Here is a 14,793-nt window from a genome sequence, read left to right on the forward strand (position 1 = left end):
GACGAGCGAAGCGCTCAGCGGTTGCGCCAGCCCATCAGCTTTTCGATCCGCTCCGCCGAACTGCGCACGTGCGTGGTATAGTGATTTTCGTCGGAAAAGGCCTTCTGTTCCGGCAGCACGATGGAAATGGTGGCGACGCACTGGCCGTCGCGATCGCAGATCGGCGAGGCGATGCAGGCAACCGCATAATCCGATTCTCCCGCCTGGATCGACAGGCGCGCCTCGAAGGCCTTGCCGGCGGCTTCTGACAGGGTGCTCGGATCAATCTCGGCGCGGCCGGTCGGTGACGATCGGGCGCAGCGCTTGAATAGCTCGATGCGCTCCTCCTCCGGCAGGTGGCCGGCAAGCAGGCGGCCAGACGCCGTCCAGTTCAGCGGCACGCGGGTACCGACGCGGGACGCCACCTGGAAATGGCTCGGGCCGTCGGCCATGGCAAGCACCAGCATATAGTCGCCGTCGCGGCCGCAGACCTGCACGGTTTCGCCGGCCTGGCGACAGAGATCGTGCATCTCGTGGGTGGCGATGCTCATGAAATCCAGCGAGCGGGCATAGGCAAGGCCGTAATGATAGAGCCGGGCGCCGAGCCAGATCGAGCCGTCCGCCTGGCGCGTCAGCATGTTCTTCTCGACCAGATCGTCGACGATGACGTAAACGGTCGACAGCGGCGCCTTCACTGCCTTGGCGATCGCATAGACGCCGGCAGGCGAGCCGGTCTCATAAAGATGATCGATCACTTGAAGCGCACGGTCGATGCCGCTGACGCGGGCGCGACGCGCACCCTTGCCGGCGACGTCGTCGGCATGGGCCTCATCTTCGGTGTAAACTGCGGGTGATGTCTTTCCGTCCAATTCCATGCACCTCGTTAAAACTGCGATCATGTTACATTACTATGGGATAGTGTTCGCTGTGGCAAATCGCAACATTTTGTAGGTTGATTGTGTGGGCGGTTGCGACAGCGGTGGAAGCATTGAGAGCCGCGTGACACCGGGATCCATCCGTCGCGATATCGTCGTTTTCACAACAACCGATGAGGCGCACCGACGATGCTGCAGGCTCTTGCCAGCCCTTTGTCCAGCGTGATGAGCGTCGCGCCGCTGCCGACCGCGATAGCGAGGTGGAGCGCATCGCCGGCGCGAAGTCCGATTTCGAATTGATCGGTCATACGGGCTGCATCCACGAAATGCGCGCGCGATGTCGGCAAGAGCTCGAATGTCGTTGAGCACAGTTCATTGAACATCGCCAAAGCCTTGCTGCGATCGTCTTGATCGATCTGTCCTTTTCTTGCTTTGAGCGCGATGGCGCTTGAAAATTCGGCGATCGTCCAGCCGCTGACGGCCATCTCTTGAGAAGCAAGTTTCGCCAGCCATTGCTGCACGTCGGCCGTGCGGGTTTCGACCGTTCAAGCGGCGACGAGCACTGATGTGTCGATGTAAAGCATGGGCAATTCAATAACGATCGGTATCGCGCATATCGCGGACAAAGGTCATGGAATCGACCGGTTCGGCCGGCGGTTTCATTGAGGCAGTCATTGCCCTCAACCGCTCGACATCGAGTGGCTTTTTCGGCGTCTTCACCGGCACGAGCTGTGCCACAGGCTTGCCATGTCGCAATATCTCGACGGTCTCACCAGCTTCGACGCGATTGAGCAATTCACTGAGATGAGCTTTTGCTTCCGCTAGGTTGACACTTGCCATCATGCGTCCATTCTGACCAATTTTCTGGTCATTTTAATCGCAAAGTCATTCGGCTGCAATGCCGCTGGAACAACAAGCCGCAGCCTGAGTTTGATCCCGAACCCAGGAGATCATGATGACGAATTATCCAACACCGCCTTTCCCATCCCAGAAGCAGCCGATGCCGGGTTTCACCGCACAGATGGACCCCGTTCCCGACCATGGCGAAAAAAGCTATCGCGGGTCCGAGCGGCTGAAGGGCAAGCGGGCGATCATCACTGGCGGCGATAGCGGTATCGGCCGGGCGGTGGCGATCGCCTATGCCCGGGAAGGCGCCGACCTTTTGATCTCCTATCTCGATGAGGACGAGGACGCCGACGAGACGAAACGGCTGGTCGAGCAGGCCGGGCGCAAGGCTTTGCTCGTCAGTGGCGACATTCAGGATCCCGCCCACTGCCGGCAGATCGTCGAAACGGCGGTTAAGGAGCTTGGTGGGATCGACATTCTGGTCAGCAATGCGGCTCATCAGGCGAGCTTCAAGAGTATCGACGAGATCAGCGATGAGGAGTGGGAACTGACCTTCAGGGTCAATATCCATGCGATGTTCTACCTGACCAAGGCGGCCGTTCCCCATATGAAGCCCGGCAGTTCCATCATCAACACCGCGTCGATCAATTCGGACAGCCCGAACCCGACCCTGCTTGCCTATGCGACGACCAAGGGCGCGATCCAGAATTTCACGGCCGGGCTCGCCCAGCTTCTGGCGGAGAAAGGCATTCGCGCCAATGCGGTGGCGCCGGGCCCAATCTGGACGCCGCTCATTCCGTCGACCCTGCCAGAGGAAAGCGTCAGCAGTTTCGGCAAGCAGGTGCCGATGAAACGGCCCGGCCAGCCGGCCGAACTGGCGACGACCTATGTGATGCTGGCCGATCCCTTGTCGAGCTATGTCTCCGGCGCGACAATCGCGGTCACCGGCGGCAAACCAATTCTCTAGGACGGAACCCCGATCCGCCATCTGCATCGCTTACGCTGCGGAATCATTGGCCGGGAGCGCCAGCCCGTCCGAGTTCGGTTCCACCTTCGGTAGGATTTGCGGATAAACTCTCCGGCCCGCAGGGTGCCCTGTCGCTCAAACTTGTCGAGGCAGCTTACCACGTCAGAGCAACGGTTCGAAATGCTGGAGGGGCAGAAGCCCCTATGACGATACAACCGGGCTCGACCTGGTGCCAGCCGGCAAAGGCGTCAACAAGTGTATGGGTCCCGAAGACTGCGTGTTTTTCGTCTATTATCCGAATGGAATCGATTACATTCCGGCCGACACCCATTAGTCGGCCTGCTTCAATTCGCCCTCGCAATTGCCAACTCTGGCGCTTGGCGAGGGCTATTCAGTTTCAGCGTGGGGAAATCCGCTTCGGATCCGACTTTGTCACTTCATAGCTATGAACGACTGGTCTAGACGGTGCTGACTTGCCATCGTCCCTGCCAAACAATTCAGCCGTATGAGATCGTCAACATGAAAACCACCTCGATGACCACCGCTCCCGCCGATGCCGATGTACGGAAAGCGATTAAACCCGTCATCTGCTATCCGACAGACACGCTGCCACGCCCCGACTTATCTGCCTATCGGACGCTTCGTGATGCGTTGGAGCTCGTTGATCGAGTGACCGTCCCACCGCGCGATGCTGCAACGTGGGAGGTCCCCGCTGGTCATTTCTGCAGGATCATTTGTTCCGAGGGCGCGCAGGTTGGCGACCTGAACCTGTTCAACCTGAAGAACATTGGCGAGCGCTTTTACAGCGGCAAGACGCGCGCCCTGAATGGGACGCATGTGGGCGTTGGCGATCAGCTTTTTTCCAACTTCCCCTACCTCCGGCCGATCGCAACCATAACTCACGATACCCTCGATTGGTATGGTTTTGACGAATTCGGCGGGTCAGTCCACGACGTCATCGGTACACGTTGTGACCCTTACACCCACAACCTACTGAGCGACGGCGGGCAGTACCATTATTGCTGCCACTCCAACCTGACCCGCGCCTTAGCACAGAGAACTGGTCTTCCGATCAATGAAGCGGAACTGCATGTTCATGATATTCTGAACGTCTTCATGTGCACCGGATTTTCGCGCGACACCGGACAGTACTTCATGAAGGCAAGCCCTGTGCGGCCGAATGATTACCTCGAATTCTTCGCCGAGATCGATCTTTTAGGCTGCATATCCGCATGCCCCGGAGGCGACTGCTCTACCGTCCATTCCTCTGACATGGCCGCCTGCTATCCCCTAATCGTTGAAGTCTTCAAACCAGCAGGCTATCCATTGAATTGGAAGACGCGCGCTTTGAATGGATATGACCGAAGCCACGGGCTTGATTGAGGGCCTCTCCTGTCGCGGCAGCGTGCCGAGCTCACTATTTCCTTGAAAGTGATCGTGGTACGGGCAGCGACGCTTTCGGTCCGTTGGTCGCGGCTCGGCGCCTTATTTGCCCCAGAAAGTGTCTTCTTGCTTGGGGTCGGAGGAGAACAGCCAAACGATCTTACAGTCCTGCACGCGGCAAAAGTTGGCTGTGGCGTCAAGTGCACCTATGTCTTGCCGTAGCCACCGCCGGTCGGTGTCGTGACGATCACGGCGTCGCCGGCGGCGAGCATTGCCTGGTCAGCGCCCTCCAGCCTTTCGACCTTGCCGTCCGCGCGACGGATCTCGGTTTTTCCCAATTGCCCGTCTTCCCCGCCGAAGAGGCCGAACGGCCGGATCATGCGATGCGAGGAGAGAATGCTGCAATCCATCATCTCCAGGAAGCGGATGCTGCGCTCAGTTCCGCCGCCGGAGCTATACTTTCCCTTGCCGCCGGAGCCGCGGCGGATGTGGAAATCTTCGAGCACGACGGGAAAACGGAATTCCAGCACCTCAGGATCGGTCAACCGTGAGTTGGTCATGTGCGTGTGCACACCATCGGCGCCGCTGAAGCCGGCGCCGTCGTTGAGCAGACCGGCGGGGCCGCCGGCGCAGATCGTCTCGTAATATTGATAAACGGCGTTGCCGAAGGTCAGGTTGTTCATCGAGCCCTGCGCTGCCGCCAGCGTTCCGAGCGCCCCGAACAGCGCATTGGTCACATGCTGGCTGGTCTCGACATTGCCGGCGACGACGGCGGCCGGATAGGCCGGACGCAGCATCGAGCCATCGGGCACGATGATCCGGATCGGCCGCAGGCAGCCGGCATTCATCGGGATCGGCTGCTCGACCATGACCCGGAAGACATAAAGCACGGCGGCGCGCGTCACTGGTTCCGGCGCATTGAAATTGGTCGGCTGCTGCGCGCTCGTGCCGGTGAAATCGACCGTCGCCTCACGCGCTTTTCTGTCGACGGTGATCTTCACCTTGATGACGGCGCCCTGGTCGGTGGGATAGGTGAATTCGCTGTCGCTCAGACGGGCGATCACCCGGCGGACGCTCTCTTCGGCATTGTCCTGCACATGGCCCATATAGGCCTCGACGACGTCGAGCCCGAAATGGGAGACCATCTTGCGCAATTCCTGCACGCCCTTTTCGTTGGCGGCGATCTGCGCCTTGACGTCGGCGACGTTCTGGGCCGGATTGCGGGCAGGGTAGGGATGGTCCTGCAGCATCGCTGCGAAGTCGCCCTCACGGAAACGGCCTTCGTCGACCAGCAGGAAATTGTCGATCAGCACGCCTTCCTCGTCGACCTTCGTCGCCCTCGGCGTCATCGAGCCCGGCGCCTTGCCGCCGATATCGGCATGATGACCGCGCGAGGCGACGTAGAAGAGGATGACTTCGCCCGGATCGTCGAAAACAGGCGTGACGACGGTGATGTCGGGCAGATGCGTGCCGCCATTGTAGGGAGCGTTGAGCGCGAAGACGTCGCCCGGGCGGATGCGGCCTTCATTGAGGCGGATGATCGTTTCGACCGACCGGTCCATCGAGCCGAGATGCACCGGCATATGCGGCGCATTGGCGACGAGCGCGCCGGTGCGGTCGAAGACGGCGCAGGAGAAATCGAGCCGCTCCTTGATGTTGACCGAATGAGCAGTGTTCTGCAGCGTCACCCCCATCTGCTCGGCGATCGCCATGAACAGATTGTTGAAGACTTCGAGCATGACCGGATCGGCGCTGGTGCCGATCGCCGCATTGCGCGACAGCGGGATCTCGCGGGTGAGCACGATATGGTCGTGGCCGGTAAGCCGTGCCTGCCAGCCGGCTTCGACAACGATCGTCTGATGCGGTTCGATGATGAGGGCGGGGCCCTTGAGGACGGCGCCCGGCTTCAGCCCGTCGCGCCTGAAAATGCCGGCTTCGCGCCATGTTCCGCCGGAATAGAAGCGGGTTGTGCGCAGGGCTTCCGGCTCGAAGGCTTCCGCCTGTATGTCCGCCTCCTCGATGTCGGCGCCGCCGCCAATGCCCTCGACCTCGATGGAATCGACGACAACAGGCCGGTCTTCGAAGATGAAGCCGAACTGCTTCTTATGGGCGGCGGCAAAGGCCTGCGCCATTTCCTCCTGCGGCCCGAAGGCGACGGGCAGGGCGGTGTCGGTGCCTTTGTATTGCAGGTGCAGCCGGGTGACGATCTCCATGTCGGCAGCCTCGACACCCTGCAGCGTCAACTCCTCGCGCACCTCCTCGGCCAACCCGGCCCGGACGTCGGCGATCGTCATCAACGCTGCGGCGAGTTCCGTCAGCACCGCGCGCTGGCGCGTGGCGCGGATATCGGCAAGACCCATGCCATAGGCCGAGAGAATGCCGGAGAAGGGGTGGATCAGCACGGTCTTCATGCCGAGGCTGTCGGCGACGAGGCAGGCATGCTGGCCGCCGGCACCGCCGAAGCAGGTGAGCGCATAGTCCGAAACGTCATAACCGCGCTGGACGGAGATCTTCTTGATGGCGTTGGCCATGTTCTCGACGGCGATGGCGAGAAAACCGTCGGCGACATCTTCCGCCGTCCGCCCGCCGCCGATCGTCTGCGCCATTTCGGCGAAGGCGGCGCGCACTGTCTCGGCATCGAGCGGCAGGTCCTGCAACGGGCCGAAGATTTCAGGGAAGAATTCCGGCAGCAGCTTGCCGGCCATGATGTTGGCATCGGTAACGGTGAGCGGGCCGCCGCGCCGATAGGATATCGGGCCGGGTGTCGCACCGGCCGATTCAGGGCCGACGCGGAAGCGCGAACCGTCATAGCTCAAGATCGAACCGCCGCCGGCAGCGACGGTATGGATCTTCATCATCGGCGCGCGCATCCGCACGCCGGCGACTTCGGTCTCGAAGGCGCGTTCCAGTTCACCGTCGTAATGCGAGACGTCGGTTGAGGTGCCGCCCATGTCGAAGCCGATCATCTTGATGAAACCGGCGATGCGCGAGACCTCGACCGCGCCCACCACCCCGCCGGCGGGGCCCGAGAGGATCGCGTCCTTTCCCTGGAAGAGATGCGCATCGGTCAGCCCGCCGGAGGACTGCATGAACATCAGCTTCGGACCTTCTCCCTCGACGGTGCCGAGTTCGGCGGCGACCTGATCGACATAGCGCCGAAGAACCGGTGACAGATAGGCGTCGACGACGGCAGTGTCGCCGCGGCCGACGAGCTTGATTAGCGGTGAAACCACGTGCGACGGCGAGATCTGCGTGAAGCCGATCGCGTGCGCGATGGCGGCGGCCTGCTGCTCATGCTGGGGGTAGCGGTAGGCATGCATGAAGACGATGGCAACGGCGCGCAGGCCGTTGGTATAGGCGGCTTCCAGTGCTTGCCGCAAGACATGTTCATCGAGGACGCGTTCCACCGTGCCGTCCGCCAGCACGCGCTCCTCGGCCTCGATAACGTCGGCATAGAGCAGTTCTGGTTTGACGATCTTCTTGGCGAAGATATCGGCGCGGGCCTGGTAGCCGATCTCCAGCGCATCGCGAAAGCCCTTCGTCGTCACCAGCAGGGTCGGATCGCCCTTGCGTTCCAAAAGCGCATTGGTGGCGACCGTCGTTCCCATTTTCACCGCACCGATAAGCTCGGAAGGGATTGGCTGGCCGGCTGTCACACCAAGCAGCTCACGGATCCCGTGCACCGCCGGGTCGCGATAGGCTTCCGGATTTTCCGAGAGCAGCTTGTGGGCGGTGAGCGAACCGTCGGGACGGCGCGCGACGATATCGGTGAAAGTGCCGCCGCGATCGACCCAGAAATCCCACTGTCTGCCCATCATCCGGCCTCCCATTGAACTGAAAATTTATTGACGATTTATCGATAAAATGTCAACGTTATCTTCTCGAAATCATGGAGGGGCGACATGGCAGATCAGCGCGGGCGACAGGAAATCGGGCCGATCGTCTCCTCCGCACATCTGGCAGATGGAGCGCTGCCGGCTCTTTCGGAGCTGGAATTCGGCCTGATCCTCGCCGGCAATGCCTTCGATCGCTGGATGGTTCGCTGCATGACGGCGGCGGGCGAGCCCGGCTGTGCTGCAATCGACGTGCTGGTGCTGCATTCGGTGGCCCACAGGCAGCGGCCGAAGCGGCTCGGCGATCTCTGCAGCGTGCTCGGTGTCGAGGATACGCATCTGGTAATCTACGCGATCAAGAAGCTGGAAAGGCGCGGCCTCGTGACAAGCGCGCGGGCAGGCAAGGAGAAGCTGATCGCCGCCACCGAAAAAGGCGTTGAAATCTGCCTGAAATACCGGGCGGTGCGGGAGGCGTTGCTGGTGGAGTCTATGAACAGGCTCGGGCTCGATGCTGCGGCGGCATCGGCTGTGGCGGCGACGCTCAGGGCGCTTTCAGGGCATTACGATCAAGCGGCAAGGGCCGCCGCCTCTTTCTGACGGCAGCCCTTGACGGGGGCAGGGAAAGATCCCCCGAAATTTTCAAGCCGATTGTTCAGCCGAAGCAGGGCATCGCCGGCAGATTGGCGCGGCTTGCGAGCGCTCCGATCATGTTGCCCACCGAGGTCGAGCGCGGTTCGCGTTTACCGGCGGCCGTCTCCAGGAGTTGCTTGAAATCTTCAAGCTTCACGCCGTCGGCGCGCAACACCATGGCGATCAGGGGGTCGCGAAGGGCTTCGGATATCGTCAGGTCGTCTCTGGTCTTTCTCATGGTTGTCCTCCTTTCGTGGGCGGTCGCCCGTGTTCCACTTTGCGCTGCCGTGTTCTCGTTGACTTTCGCGTTTCGTGGTGTTACCGGTAAGTAACAATGCATTTGTTACCGATCGGTCACATCGATGTCAAGGACTACGTCCGCAAAAAAATCAGAAACTTCGAATGAAATCTCCGCAGCCGTTCCAGAGGATCGCATCCCACCGCGGGAACGTATCGTCTCGACCGCCTCGGAGCTTTTCCGCGAGCGCGGTATCCGCGGCATCGGCGTCGATGCCATCGCCGACGCGGCTCTCACCAACAAGATGACGCTCTACCGGCATTTCGGCTCGAAGGACGAACTCGTCTGCGAAACATTGCGCCGCGCCTCGGAAAAGGCAGATGCGATCTGGCGCGAGCTGGAGGCGGCCTATCCCGGCGATCCGCGCGCCCAGCTATACGCCTGGGTCGAGATGCGGGCGCAATGTCTGAACGGCGAGCCCGCCGGCTGCGATCTCGCCAATGCCGCCATCGAGCTGAAGGGCGAGGGCCATCCCGCCCACGAGATGATCGAGCGCCACAAGGCCGAACAGCGTGATCGCCTGGCCGCGCTCTGTTCGGCGGCCGATGCGCGCGAGCCCGACCTTCTTGCCGATACGCTGACGCTGCTGCTCGAAGGTGCGCGCGTCAGCCGCCAGGCTATGGGTGCTGCCGGCTGCTGCGGTCATTTCGCCAAAGCCTGCAACGCGGCGATCGCTTCTTTCGCCTGAACCGGTCTTTCGGGAACCTTACCGCTTCCATACCGTTTTTCCATCACCGGAGGACAAGTGGAGACCGGGAGATGAACCACGTCTATCTCAAGCACCTGTATGCCAAACGCGCCGAGCTCGAAGCCAAGCTGGAGCTTCACGACGCGCGCTATTGTTTCGGCGAGGAAGAGGTCGATGACGGCACCGACAGCGATCTGCGTCAGCGGCTGAACGAAATCTCCGACGAAATAGCTGCGCTGGAAGCAGGCCGGGCCGCCAGAGCATGATGCCGAAAACTGTCGCTGTCTCGGACGACATTGGGCCGACCGGGCCTAAAATCTACCTGTTCTAAGTCCGGAGGATTTCCATCGTCCGTTCGTCGAATTTTCCTTGGTAGAAATGCTCGATCACCCGGTGGAAGGGCGAGCCATGGTCGCTGATCGCGGCAAACAAGGTCATCGACGAGCGTAGTTTCAGGTCATCGGGTGAACCGAGGATCTGAAGCGCCGATCGGCCGTCAACCGACAATATGGCCTCGATGCAGCGCAGCAGCCGGCTTGAGAGAATGGCATCGGCAAGATAGGCAGCAGCTTCCTCGGCCGAACGGATCGCATATTTTTCGGCCATTGCCGACGTGCCGAGACCTGATATCTGCGGGAAGACGAACCACATCCAATGGGACGTCTTGCGCCCGGCTTTCAGCTCGGAGAGCGCTTGTTCGTAAATGCCGTTCTGGGCATCGATGAAGCGGTCGAGATTGTAATCGATATCACCGGCCATGGCCCTTTACCCTTTTTCTGCATTATGCAGCATAGGCCAAGGCCTCCATGCCCGGCGAACGAGTTTGCCCCGGCAAGCTAGCTTGCCCTGGCAAGCTAGCTTGCCAGGGGTGAGCCGCGCTCGCCCTCAGCAGACCCTTTCAGCATAAGGGCTGCTCTCACGGCAATGGCCGTAGGGCTGATGGTGCGGCGCGCTGTCGCCAGCGGGGGCGGCAATGGCCGATGTCGTCACCGGGTCCGTCTCACTGGAAGAATATGCGGCAAAACCGACAAAGCTCAAGAGAGCCAGCGCTGCGACCACGACAATCCGCTCGAAGCCCGAAAGTTTCTGGGCGCTGACATGTTCCACATAGTCGCGCTCGCCCAAGCCGGCGGTTCCATCCTCTTTCACATGGAGGGTCACCATATCCTGGCGACGGGTCAAATTTTCACAATCTGTCATCTTCATTACTCCTGCAACACATGTGGCGCCGGTCTCTCAAGAATAACTCTCAACCCTCATGGCGGACCGACTCCCGCATGCGTGCAGCATGTGTGTCTTTAATCGCGGCAATTGAAGGGGCAATCTGCAAACTCAGTGTTCAAAAAACCGTCCTAATAAATGCAAAATATCGTGATGCTCTGGTTCGACGGAATGATCCGGGGTAGTCCAGGGGGTCATCTTTCTGTGGATCGTCCCATGAGCAAGTCCTTCGGCGCGATGTCGGTCGCCCAGCTTTCCGTCCTCATTCAAGGTGGCGCGGCCGATCCGGTCGACGTGGCCGAGGCGGTCTTCGAAACCATCGCCGATTACGCCGACAAGGCGGTATTCACCACGCTCCTGGAAGGCCGGGCGATGCAGGAGGCGCGCGCCTCTTCGAAGCGTTTGCGGGAAGGGCGCTCGCTCGGATTGCTGGACGGCATTCCGATCGCCTGGAAGGATCTTTTCGATATCAAAGGCCTGGCGACGACGGCGGGTTCCGTCGTGCTGGCCGGGGACGCGCCGGCCAAGCGCGATGCGGCCGTCGTCGACCTCCTCCGGCAGGCCGGCATGGTCGCCATCGGCCGTACCAATATGAGCGAATTTGCCTTTTCCGGCCTCGGCATCAATCCGCATTACGGCACGCCGGTCAATCCGCACGGCACCGATCTCCCGCGCATTCCGGGCGGCTCGTCCTCCGGTGCCGGTGTCGCCGTCGCAGCCGGCCTGGTGCCGGTCGCGATGGGCACGGATACCGGCGGCTCGGTGCGTATTCCCGCCGCCTTCAACGGCATCGTCGGCTACAAGGCGACCCGCGGCCGTCATGTCATGGACGGCGTCTATCCGCTTGCCAAGAGCCTGGATTCGCTGGGGCCGCTCTGCCGCAGCGTCAGGGATGCGGTGTGGATCGATGCGGCGATGCGCGGCCGGATCGCGCCTGACGTCGTCGAGCGTCCCCTGCAGGGGCTGGAATTGCTCGTACCGGAAAATATCGTCTTCGACGGAGCCGAACCGGGCGTGATCGCCGCCTTTGAAGCCGCTTTGGAACGTCTTCAAAAGGCCGGCGCCCATGTTTCCCGCACCGTCATTCCCGCCTTCGACGCGATATTCGATCTGATGACGAGATATGGCCCGCTGGTCACCGCGGAAGCTTTCGCGCTTCATCATCAACGCTTGGCGGGACCGGAGGCGGACAGGATGGACCACCGCGTCGTCATGCGCACCCGCTTGGGAGCCAAGACGACACTGGCCGATTACCTGGCGATCCTCGAGGCGCGCGGTCGCCTGATCAGCGATGTCGAGCGCCTTGTCGGCGACCGGCTGCTCGCTTTTCCGACGGTCGCCCATGTCGCTCCGCCGATCGGACCGCTGGAAGAGGACGACGAACTGTTCTTCGCGACGAACAACAAGACGCTGCGCAACACCGCGCTCGGCAATTTCCTCGACTGGTGCGGCGTCTCCATTCCCTGCGGCACGGGTGCATCCGGCATGCCGGTCGGCTTGCTGCTCTCGGCCACCGCCCATCGCGACGAAGCGCTGCTGAGGATCGCCCTTGCCGCCGAGCCGACCGTCCGCGGCGATTTCCGTTGAATGGGAATTGAACCGCCGGGCTTTTATTGCGATTGATGGCATCAGGAGATGCTGGAGGACGACACGTGCAGCTTTTGCAAAACGGACGTTTCGCGGTTTCGACATGGTCGCTGCATCGGCTGCTCGGCGCCGTTTATGCTTACAGTCCCGATCCGGACAAGAGCGCGGCAGCGAAAGAACCCTATGGCCCGGGGGCAGCGGCGCTGATCGACATGCCGGCAGCGCTGGCGGCGCGCGGCGTCAACCGGCTGGAGATTTGTTCCTTTCATCTGCCGAGCCTCGACGCCGGCTATATCAGCGAATTGCGCGATGCGATGGCGGCCTCGGACGTGCTGTTCCAGACGCTGCTGGTCGAGGACGGCGATCCGAGCCATCCCGAGACGGCCGAACGCGACGTTGGATGGATGGCGCAGTGGATCGACATTGCGGCAGCGCTTGGGGCGCAGAGAATGCGCGTCATCGCCGGCAAGCAGAAACCGGCCGAGGAAAACCTTGCCCGCGTCGCCGGTCACCTCGGCTGGCTGGCCGAGATAGCCGAAGGCAGCGGTGTGCGCGTCGTGGTCGAAAACTGGTTCGACCTGCTGCCGTCGCCTGTCGAGATGAACTGGCTGCTGGACCGGCTGGACGGCAAGGTCGGCCTCAACGGCGACCTCGGCAATTGGGCGGCACCGGCGAAATACGAGGGTCTCGCCGACATCATGCGCCGGGCGGAAATCTGCCATGCAAAGGCCGATTACGGCATTGCCGGCCTCGATGCCGACGATTACCGCACGTGCCTGGAGATGTGCGAGCGGGCCGGTTACGCCGGCCCCTTCACGCTGATCTACGACTCGCCCTTCTTCCCCGACGAATGGGACGGTATCCTGCTGCAAAAGCAGTTCATCGAGGATTTTCTGCGCGAAGCGCCGGCCCGCAGGACGGCTTGAACCGAAGCGCTATTCCTCACGCGGAAACCGCTGGCTTTCCTCTAGCACGTTCAGGTCCATGTGGTTGCGCATATAGCGCTCCGAGGCTTTTTGCAGCGGCTGATAGTCCCAGGGATAATAGGCGCCATTGCGCAGCGCTGCGTAGACCACCCAGCGGCGCGCCTGGCTTTCGCGCACGGCGGCGTCGAAATCGGCAAGGTTCCAGCGCCGCCTGGCCAGGTCGACAAGCCTTACCAAGGTTTCGGCATGAACCGGGTCGTCTGCCAGATTGTCCAATTCCCGCGGATCGGCTTCGAGATCGAACAGCATCGGCGGGTCCTTCTCGCAGAGCGAGAGCTTGTGTCGCCCGTCCCTGATGCAGACGAGCGGCGCCTCGGAACCTTCGGCGGCATATTCCATCGCTACCGGCCCGCGGCTGCCGATGCCCTCGGCCAGTGCCGTAAGATCCTCGCCTTCGGTCCACGGTTTCAACGAGGCGATATCGATGCCGGCAAGAGCCGCCAGCGTCGGCGTCACGTCGAGAGTGGAGACCGGCTGATCGATGCGCTTGGGTGTCCAGCCGGGGACCGACATCATCAGCGGAACGCGGGCCGATCCTTCGAAGAAGTTCATCTTGAACCAGAGGCCGCGATCGCCGAGCATGTCGCCATGGTCGGAAACGAAGAGGATGATGGTATTGTCAGCCATGCGGGTCCGTTCCAGGACGCCGAGAATGTCGCCGATCTTGTCGTCGACATAGGAGATATTGGCAAAGTAGCCCCGCCTTGCCCGCCGGATTTCTTCCGGGCTGATGTTGAAAGCATCGTGGTCGCAGGCTTTCATCAGCCGCTGCGAATGCGGATCCTGCCGCTCGAAGGCAATCGGCGCAATCGCAGGGTCAAGTGCCGGACAATCCTCGTAGAGATCCCAGAATTTGCGGCGTGCGACATATGGGTCGTGCGGATGGGTGAAGCTGACGGTCAGGCACCAGGGGCGTTCGTCATGGTCACGTGAGAGATCATGCAGCTTGCGGGCGGCGTGGTAGGCGACCTCATCATCATATTCCATCTGGTTGGTGATCTCGGCAACGCCGGCGCCGGTCACCGAACCCAAATTGTGATACCACCAGTCTATGCGCTCGCCGGGCTTGCTATAGTCGGGCGTCCAGCCGAAATCGGCGGGGTAGATATCCGTCGTTAGGCGCTCCTCGAAGCCATGAAGCTGGTCGGGGCCGACGAAATGCATCTTGCCTGATAGAGCCGTCTGGTATCCCGCGGCGCGCAGATGATGCGCGTAGGTCGGAATGTCGGAGGCAAATTCTGCCGCATTGTCGTAGACGCGCGTCCGGCTCGGCAATTGCCCGGACATGAAGGATGCCCGCGCCGGTGCGCAGAGCGGGCTTGCCGTATAGGTGTTGGCGAAGCGCACGGAACGCGCCGCCAGCGATTTCAGATGCGGCGCATGAAGAAAATCGGCAGGCCCATCGGGAAACAAGGTCCCGTTCAACTGATCCACCATCAGGATGAGAATATTCGGGCGCGCCATCCGGCTCCTCCTATGCTATTTGCAGATTTTATTGAA

15 protein-coding genes are annotated in these 14,793 nt (G+C 61.4%); 7 read left to right on the plus strand and 8 right to left on the minus strand.

Annotated features, from left to right (window positions below; genetic code table 11):
* Positions 1-14 precede the first annotated feature (14 nt).
* The 3 genes from HJB82_RS11820 to HJB82_RS11830 all read right to left on the minus strand — a co-directional run bounded on the left by HJB82_RS11820 (position 15) and on the right by HJB82_RS11830 (position 1,694).
* Positions 15-854: an IclR family transcriptional regulator gene (locus tag HJB82_RS11820; RefSeq protein ID WP_221139989.1), complete on the minus strand. Its 840-nt coding sequence runs from the start codon at positions 852-854 to the stop codon at positions 15-17.
* A 161-nt stretch (positions 855-1,015) separates the two neighbouring features.
* Complete coding sequence (locus HJB82_RS11825) at positions 1,016-1,375, minus strand: type II toxin-antitoxin system VapC family toxin (RefSeq protein ID WP_311044401.1); 360 nt, start codon at positions 1,373-1,375, stop codon at positions 1,016-1,018.
* Between the two features lie 70 nt (positions 1,376-1,445).
* Positions 1,446-1,694: a type II toxin-antitoxin system Phd/YefM family antitoxin gene (locus tag HJB82_RS11830; RefSeq protein ID WP_221140084.1), complete on the minus strand. Its 249-nt coding sequence runs from the start codon at positions 1,692-1,694 to the stop codon at positions 1,446-1,448.
* Between the two features lie 115 nt (positions 1,695-1,809).
* Between HJB82_RS11830 and HJB82_RS11835 the strand changes: the two genes are divergently transcribed.
* Complete coding sequence (locus HJB82_RS11835; RefSeq protein ID WP_221139990.1) at positions 1,810-2,667, plus strand: SDR family oxidoreductase; 858 nt, start codon at positions 1,810-1,812, stop codon at positions 2,665-2,667.
* Positions 2,668-3,186: 519 nt separating this feature from the next.
* A complete protein-coding gene (locus HJB82_RS11840) occupies positions 3,187-4,050 on the plus strand; it encodes a DUF1989 domain-containing protein (protein WP_221139991.1) in 864 nt (287 codons plus the stop codon).
* A gap of 206 nt (positions 4,051-4,256) precedes the next feature.
* Here HJB82_RS11840 and HJB82_RS11845 read toward each other — a convergent pair whose 3' ends face one another.
* Positions 4,257-7,865 (minus strand): hydantoinase B/oxoprolinase family protein, encoded by a 3,609-nt coding sequence (locus tag HJB82_RS11845; RefSeq protein ID WP_221140086.1) that lies wholly within the window; start codon positions 7,863-7,865, stop codon positions 4,257-4,259.
* An 87-nt stretch (positions 7,866-7,952) separates the two neighbouring features.
* Between HJB82_RS11845 and HJB82_RS11850 the strand changes: the two genes are divergently transcribed.
* Positions 7,953-8,480, plus strand: coding sequence for a winged helix DNA-binding protein (locus HJB82_RS11850; protein ID WP_221139992.1), 528 nt, complete (start codon positions 7,953-7,955; stop codon positions 8,478-8,480).
* A gap of 55 nt (positions 8,481-8,535) precedes the next feature.
* Here the strand turns inward: HJB82_RS11850 and HJB82_RS11855 are convergent, their stop codons facing one another.
* Positions 8,536-8,751, minus strand: coding sequence for a hypothetical protein (locus HJB82_RS11855; RefSeq protein ID WP_007627616.1), 216 nt, complete (start codon positions 8,749-8,751; stop codon positions 8,536-8,538).
* A gap of 124 nt (positions 8,752-8,875) precedes the next feature.
* Between HJB82_RS11855 and HJB82_RS11860 the strand changes: the two genes are divergently transcribed.
* The gene (locus tag HJB82_RS11860; RefSeq protein WP_221139993.1) at positions 8,876-9,499 is read left to right on the plus strand and encodes a TetR/AcrR family transcriptional regulator; all 624 of its coding nucleotides are present in this window, start codon (positions 8,876-8,878) and stop codon (positions 9,497-9,499) included.
* A gap of 71 nt (positions 9,500-9,570) precedes the next feature.
* The gene (locus HJB82_RS11865) at positions 9,571-9,765 is read left to right on the plus strand and encodes a hypothetical protein (RefSeq protein WP_221139994.1); all 195 of its coding nucleotides are present in this window, start codon (positions 9,571-9,573) and stop codon (positions 9,763-9,765) included.
* Positions 9,766-9,826: 61 nt separating this feature from the next.
* Here the strand turns inward: HJB82_RS11865 and HJB82_RS11870 are convergent, their stop codons facing one another.
* Together HJB82_RS11870 and HJB82_RS11875 are read right to left on the minus strand one after the other, a co-directional pair.
* Positions 9,827-10,258, minus strand: a complete 432-nt coding sequence (locus HJB82_RS11870) for a DUF1810 domain-containing protein (RefSeq protein WP_221139995.1) — start codon at positions 10,256-10,258, stop codon at positions 9,827-9,829.
* A gap of 126 nt (positions 10,259-10,384) precedes the next feature.
* Complete coding sequence (locus HJB82_RS11875; protein WP_204330335.1) at positions 10,385-10,663, minus strand: hypothetical protein; 279 nt, start codon at positions 10,661-10,663, stop codon at positions 10,385-10,387.
* A gap of 273 nt (positions 10,664-10,936) precedes the next feature.
* Here HJB82_RS11875 and HJB82_RS11880 point away from each other — a divergent pair, with 273 nt between their 5' ends.
* Entirely contained in the window at positions 10,937-12,307 is a 1,371-nt protein-coding gene (locus tag HJB82_RS11880) for an amidase (RefSeq protein WP_221139996.1), read from the plus strand.
* A 65-nt stretch (positions 12,308-12,372) separates the two neighbouring features.
* Complete coding sequence (locus HJB82_RS11885) at positions 12,373-13,233, plus strand: TIM barrel protein (protein WP_221139997.1); 861 nt, start codon at positions 12,373-12,375, stop codon at positions 13,231-13,233.
* 9 nt (positions 13,234-13,242) lie between these two features.
* Here HJB82_RS11885 and betC read toward each other — a convergent pair whose 3' ends face one another.
* Entirely contained in the window at positions 13,243-14,757 is a 1,515-nt protein-coding gene (gene betC / locus HJB82_RS11890) for a choline-sulfatase (protein WP_221139999.1), read from the minus strand.
* Between the last annotated feature and the right edge of the window lie 36 nt (positions 14,758-14,793).

Source organism: Rhizobium sp. NZLR10, from assembly GCF_019685125.1.
Lineage (GTDB): Bacteria > Pseudomonadota > Alphaproteobacteria > Rhizobiales > Rhizobiaceae > Rhizobium.

Excerpts from the sequence above, each read along its gene's own strand:
- HJB82_RS11820 (WP_221139989.1), bottom strand. The coding sequence starts at position 854 with ATGGAATTGGACGGAAAGACATCACCCGCAGTTTACACCGAAGATGAG.
- HJB82_RS11830 (WP_221140084.1), bottom strand. The coding sequence starts at position 1,694 with ATGGCAAGTGTCAACCTAGCGGAAGCAAAAGCTCATCTCAGTGAATTG.
- HJB82_RS11835 (WP_221139990.1), top strand. The coding sequence starts at position 1,810 with ATGACGAATTATCCAACACCGCCTTTCCCATCCCAGAAGCAGCCGATG.
- HJB82_RS11840 (WP_221139991.1), top strand. The coding sequence starts at position 3,187 with ATGAAAACCACCTCGATGACCACCGCTCCCGCCGATGCCGATGTACGG.
- HJB82_RS11845 (WP_221140086.1), bottom strand. The coding sequence starts at position 7,865 with ATGGGCAGACAGTGGGATTTCTGGGTCGATCGCGGCGGCACTTTCACC.
- HJB82_RS11850 (WP_221139992.1), top strand. The coding sequence starts at position 7,953 with ATGGCAGATCAGCGCGGGCGACAGGAAATCGGGCCGATCGTCTCCTCC.
- HJB82_RS11855 (WP_007627616.1), bottom strand. The coding sequence starts at position 8,751 with ATGAGAAAGACCAGAGACGACCTGACGATATCCGAAGCCCTTCGCGAC.
- HJB82_RS11860 (WP_221139993.1), top strand. The coding sequence starts at position 8,876 with ATGTCAAGGACTACGTCCGCAAAAAAATCAGAAACTTCGAATGAAATC.
- HJB82_RS11865 (WP_221139994.1), top strand. The coding sequence starts at position 9,571 with ATGAACCACGTCTATCTCAAGCACCTGTATGCCAAACGCGCCGAGCTC.
- HJB82_RS11870 (WP_221139995.1), bottom strand. The coding sequence starts at position 10,258 with ATGGCCGGTGATATCGATTACAATCTCGACCGCTTCATCGATGCCCAG.
- HJB82_RS11875 (WP_204330335.1), bottom strand. The coding sequence starts at position 10,663 with ATGGTGACCCTCCATGTGAAAGAGGATGGAACCGCCGGCTTGGGCGAG.
- HJB82_RS11880 (WP_221139996.1), top strand. The coding sequence starts at position 10,937 with ATGAGCAAGTCCTTCGGCGCGATGTCGGTCGCCCAGCTTTCCGTCCTC.
- betC (WP_221139999.1), bottom strand. The coding sequence starts at position 14,757 with ATGGCGCGCCCGAATATTCTCATCCTGATGGTGGATCAGTTGAACGGG.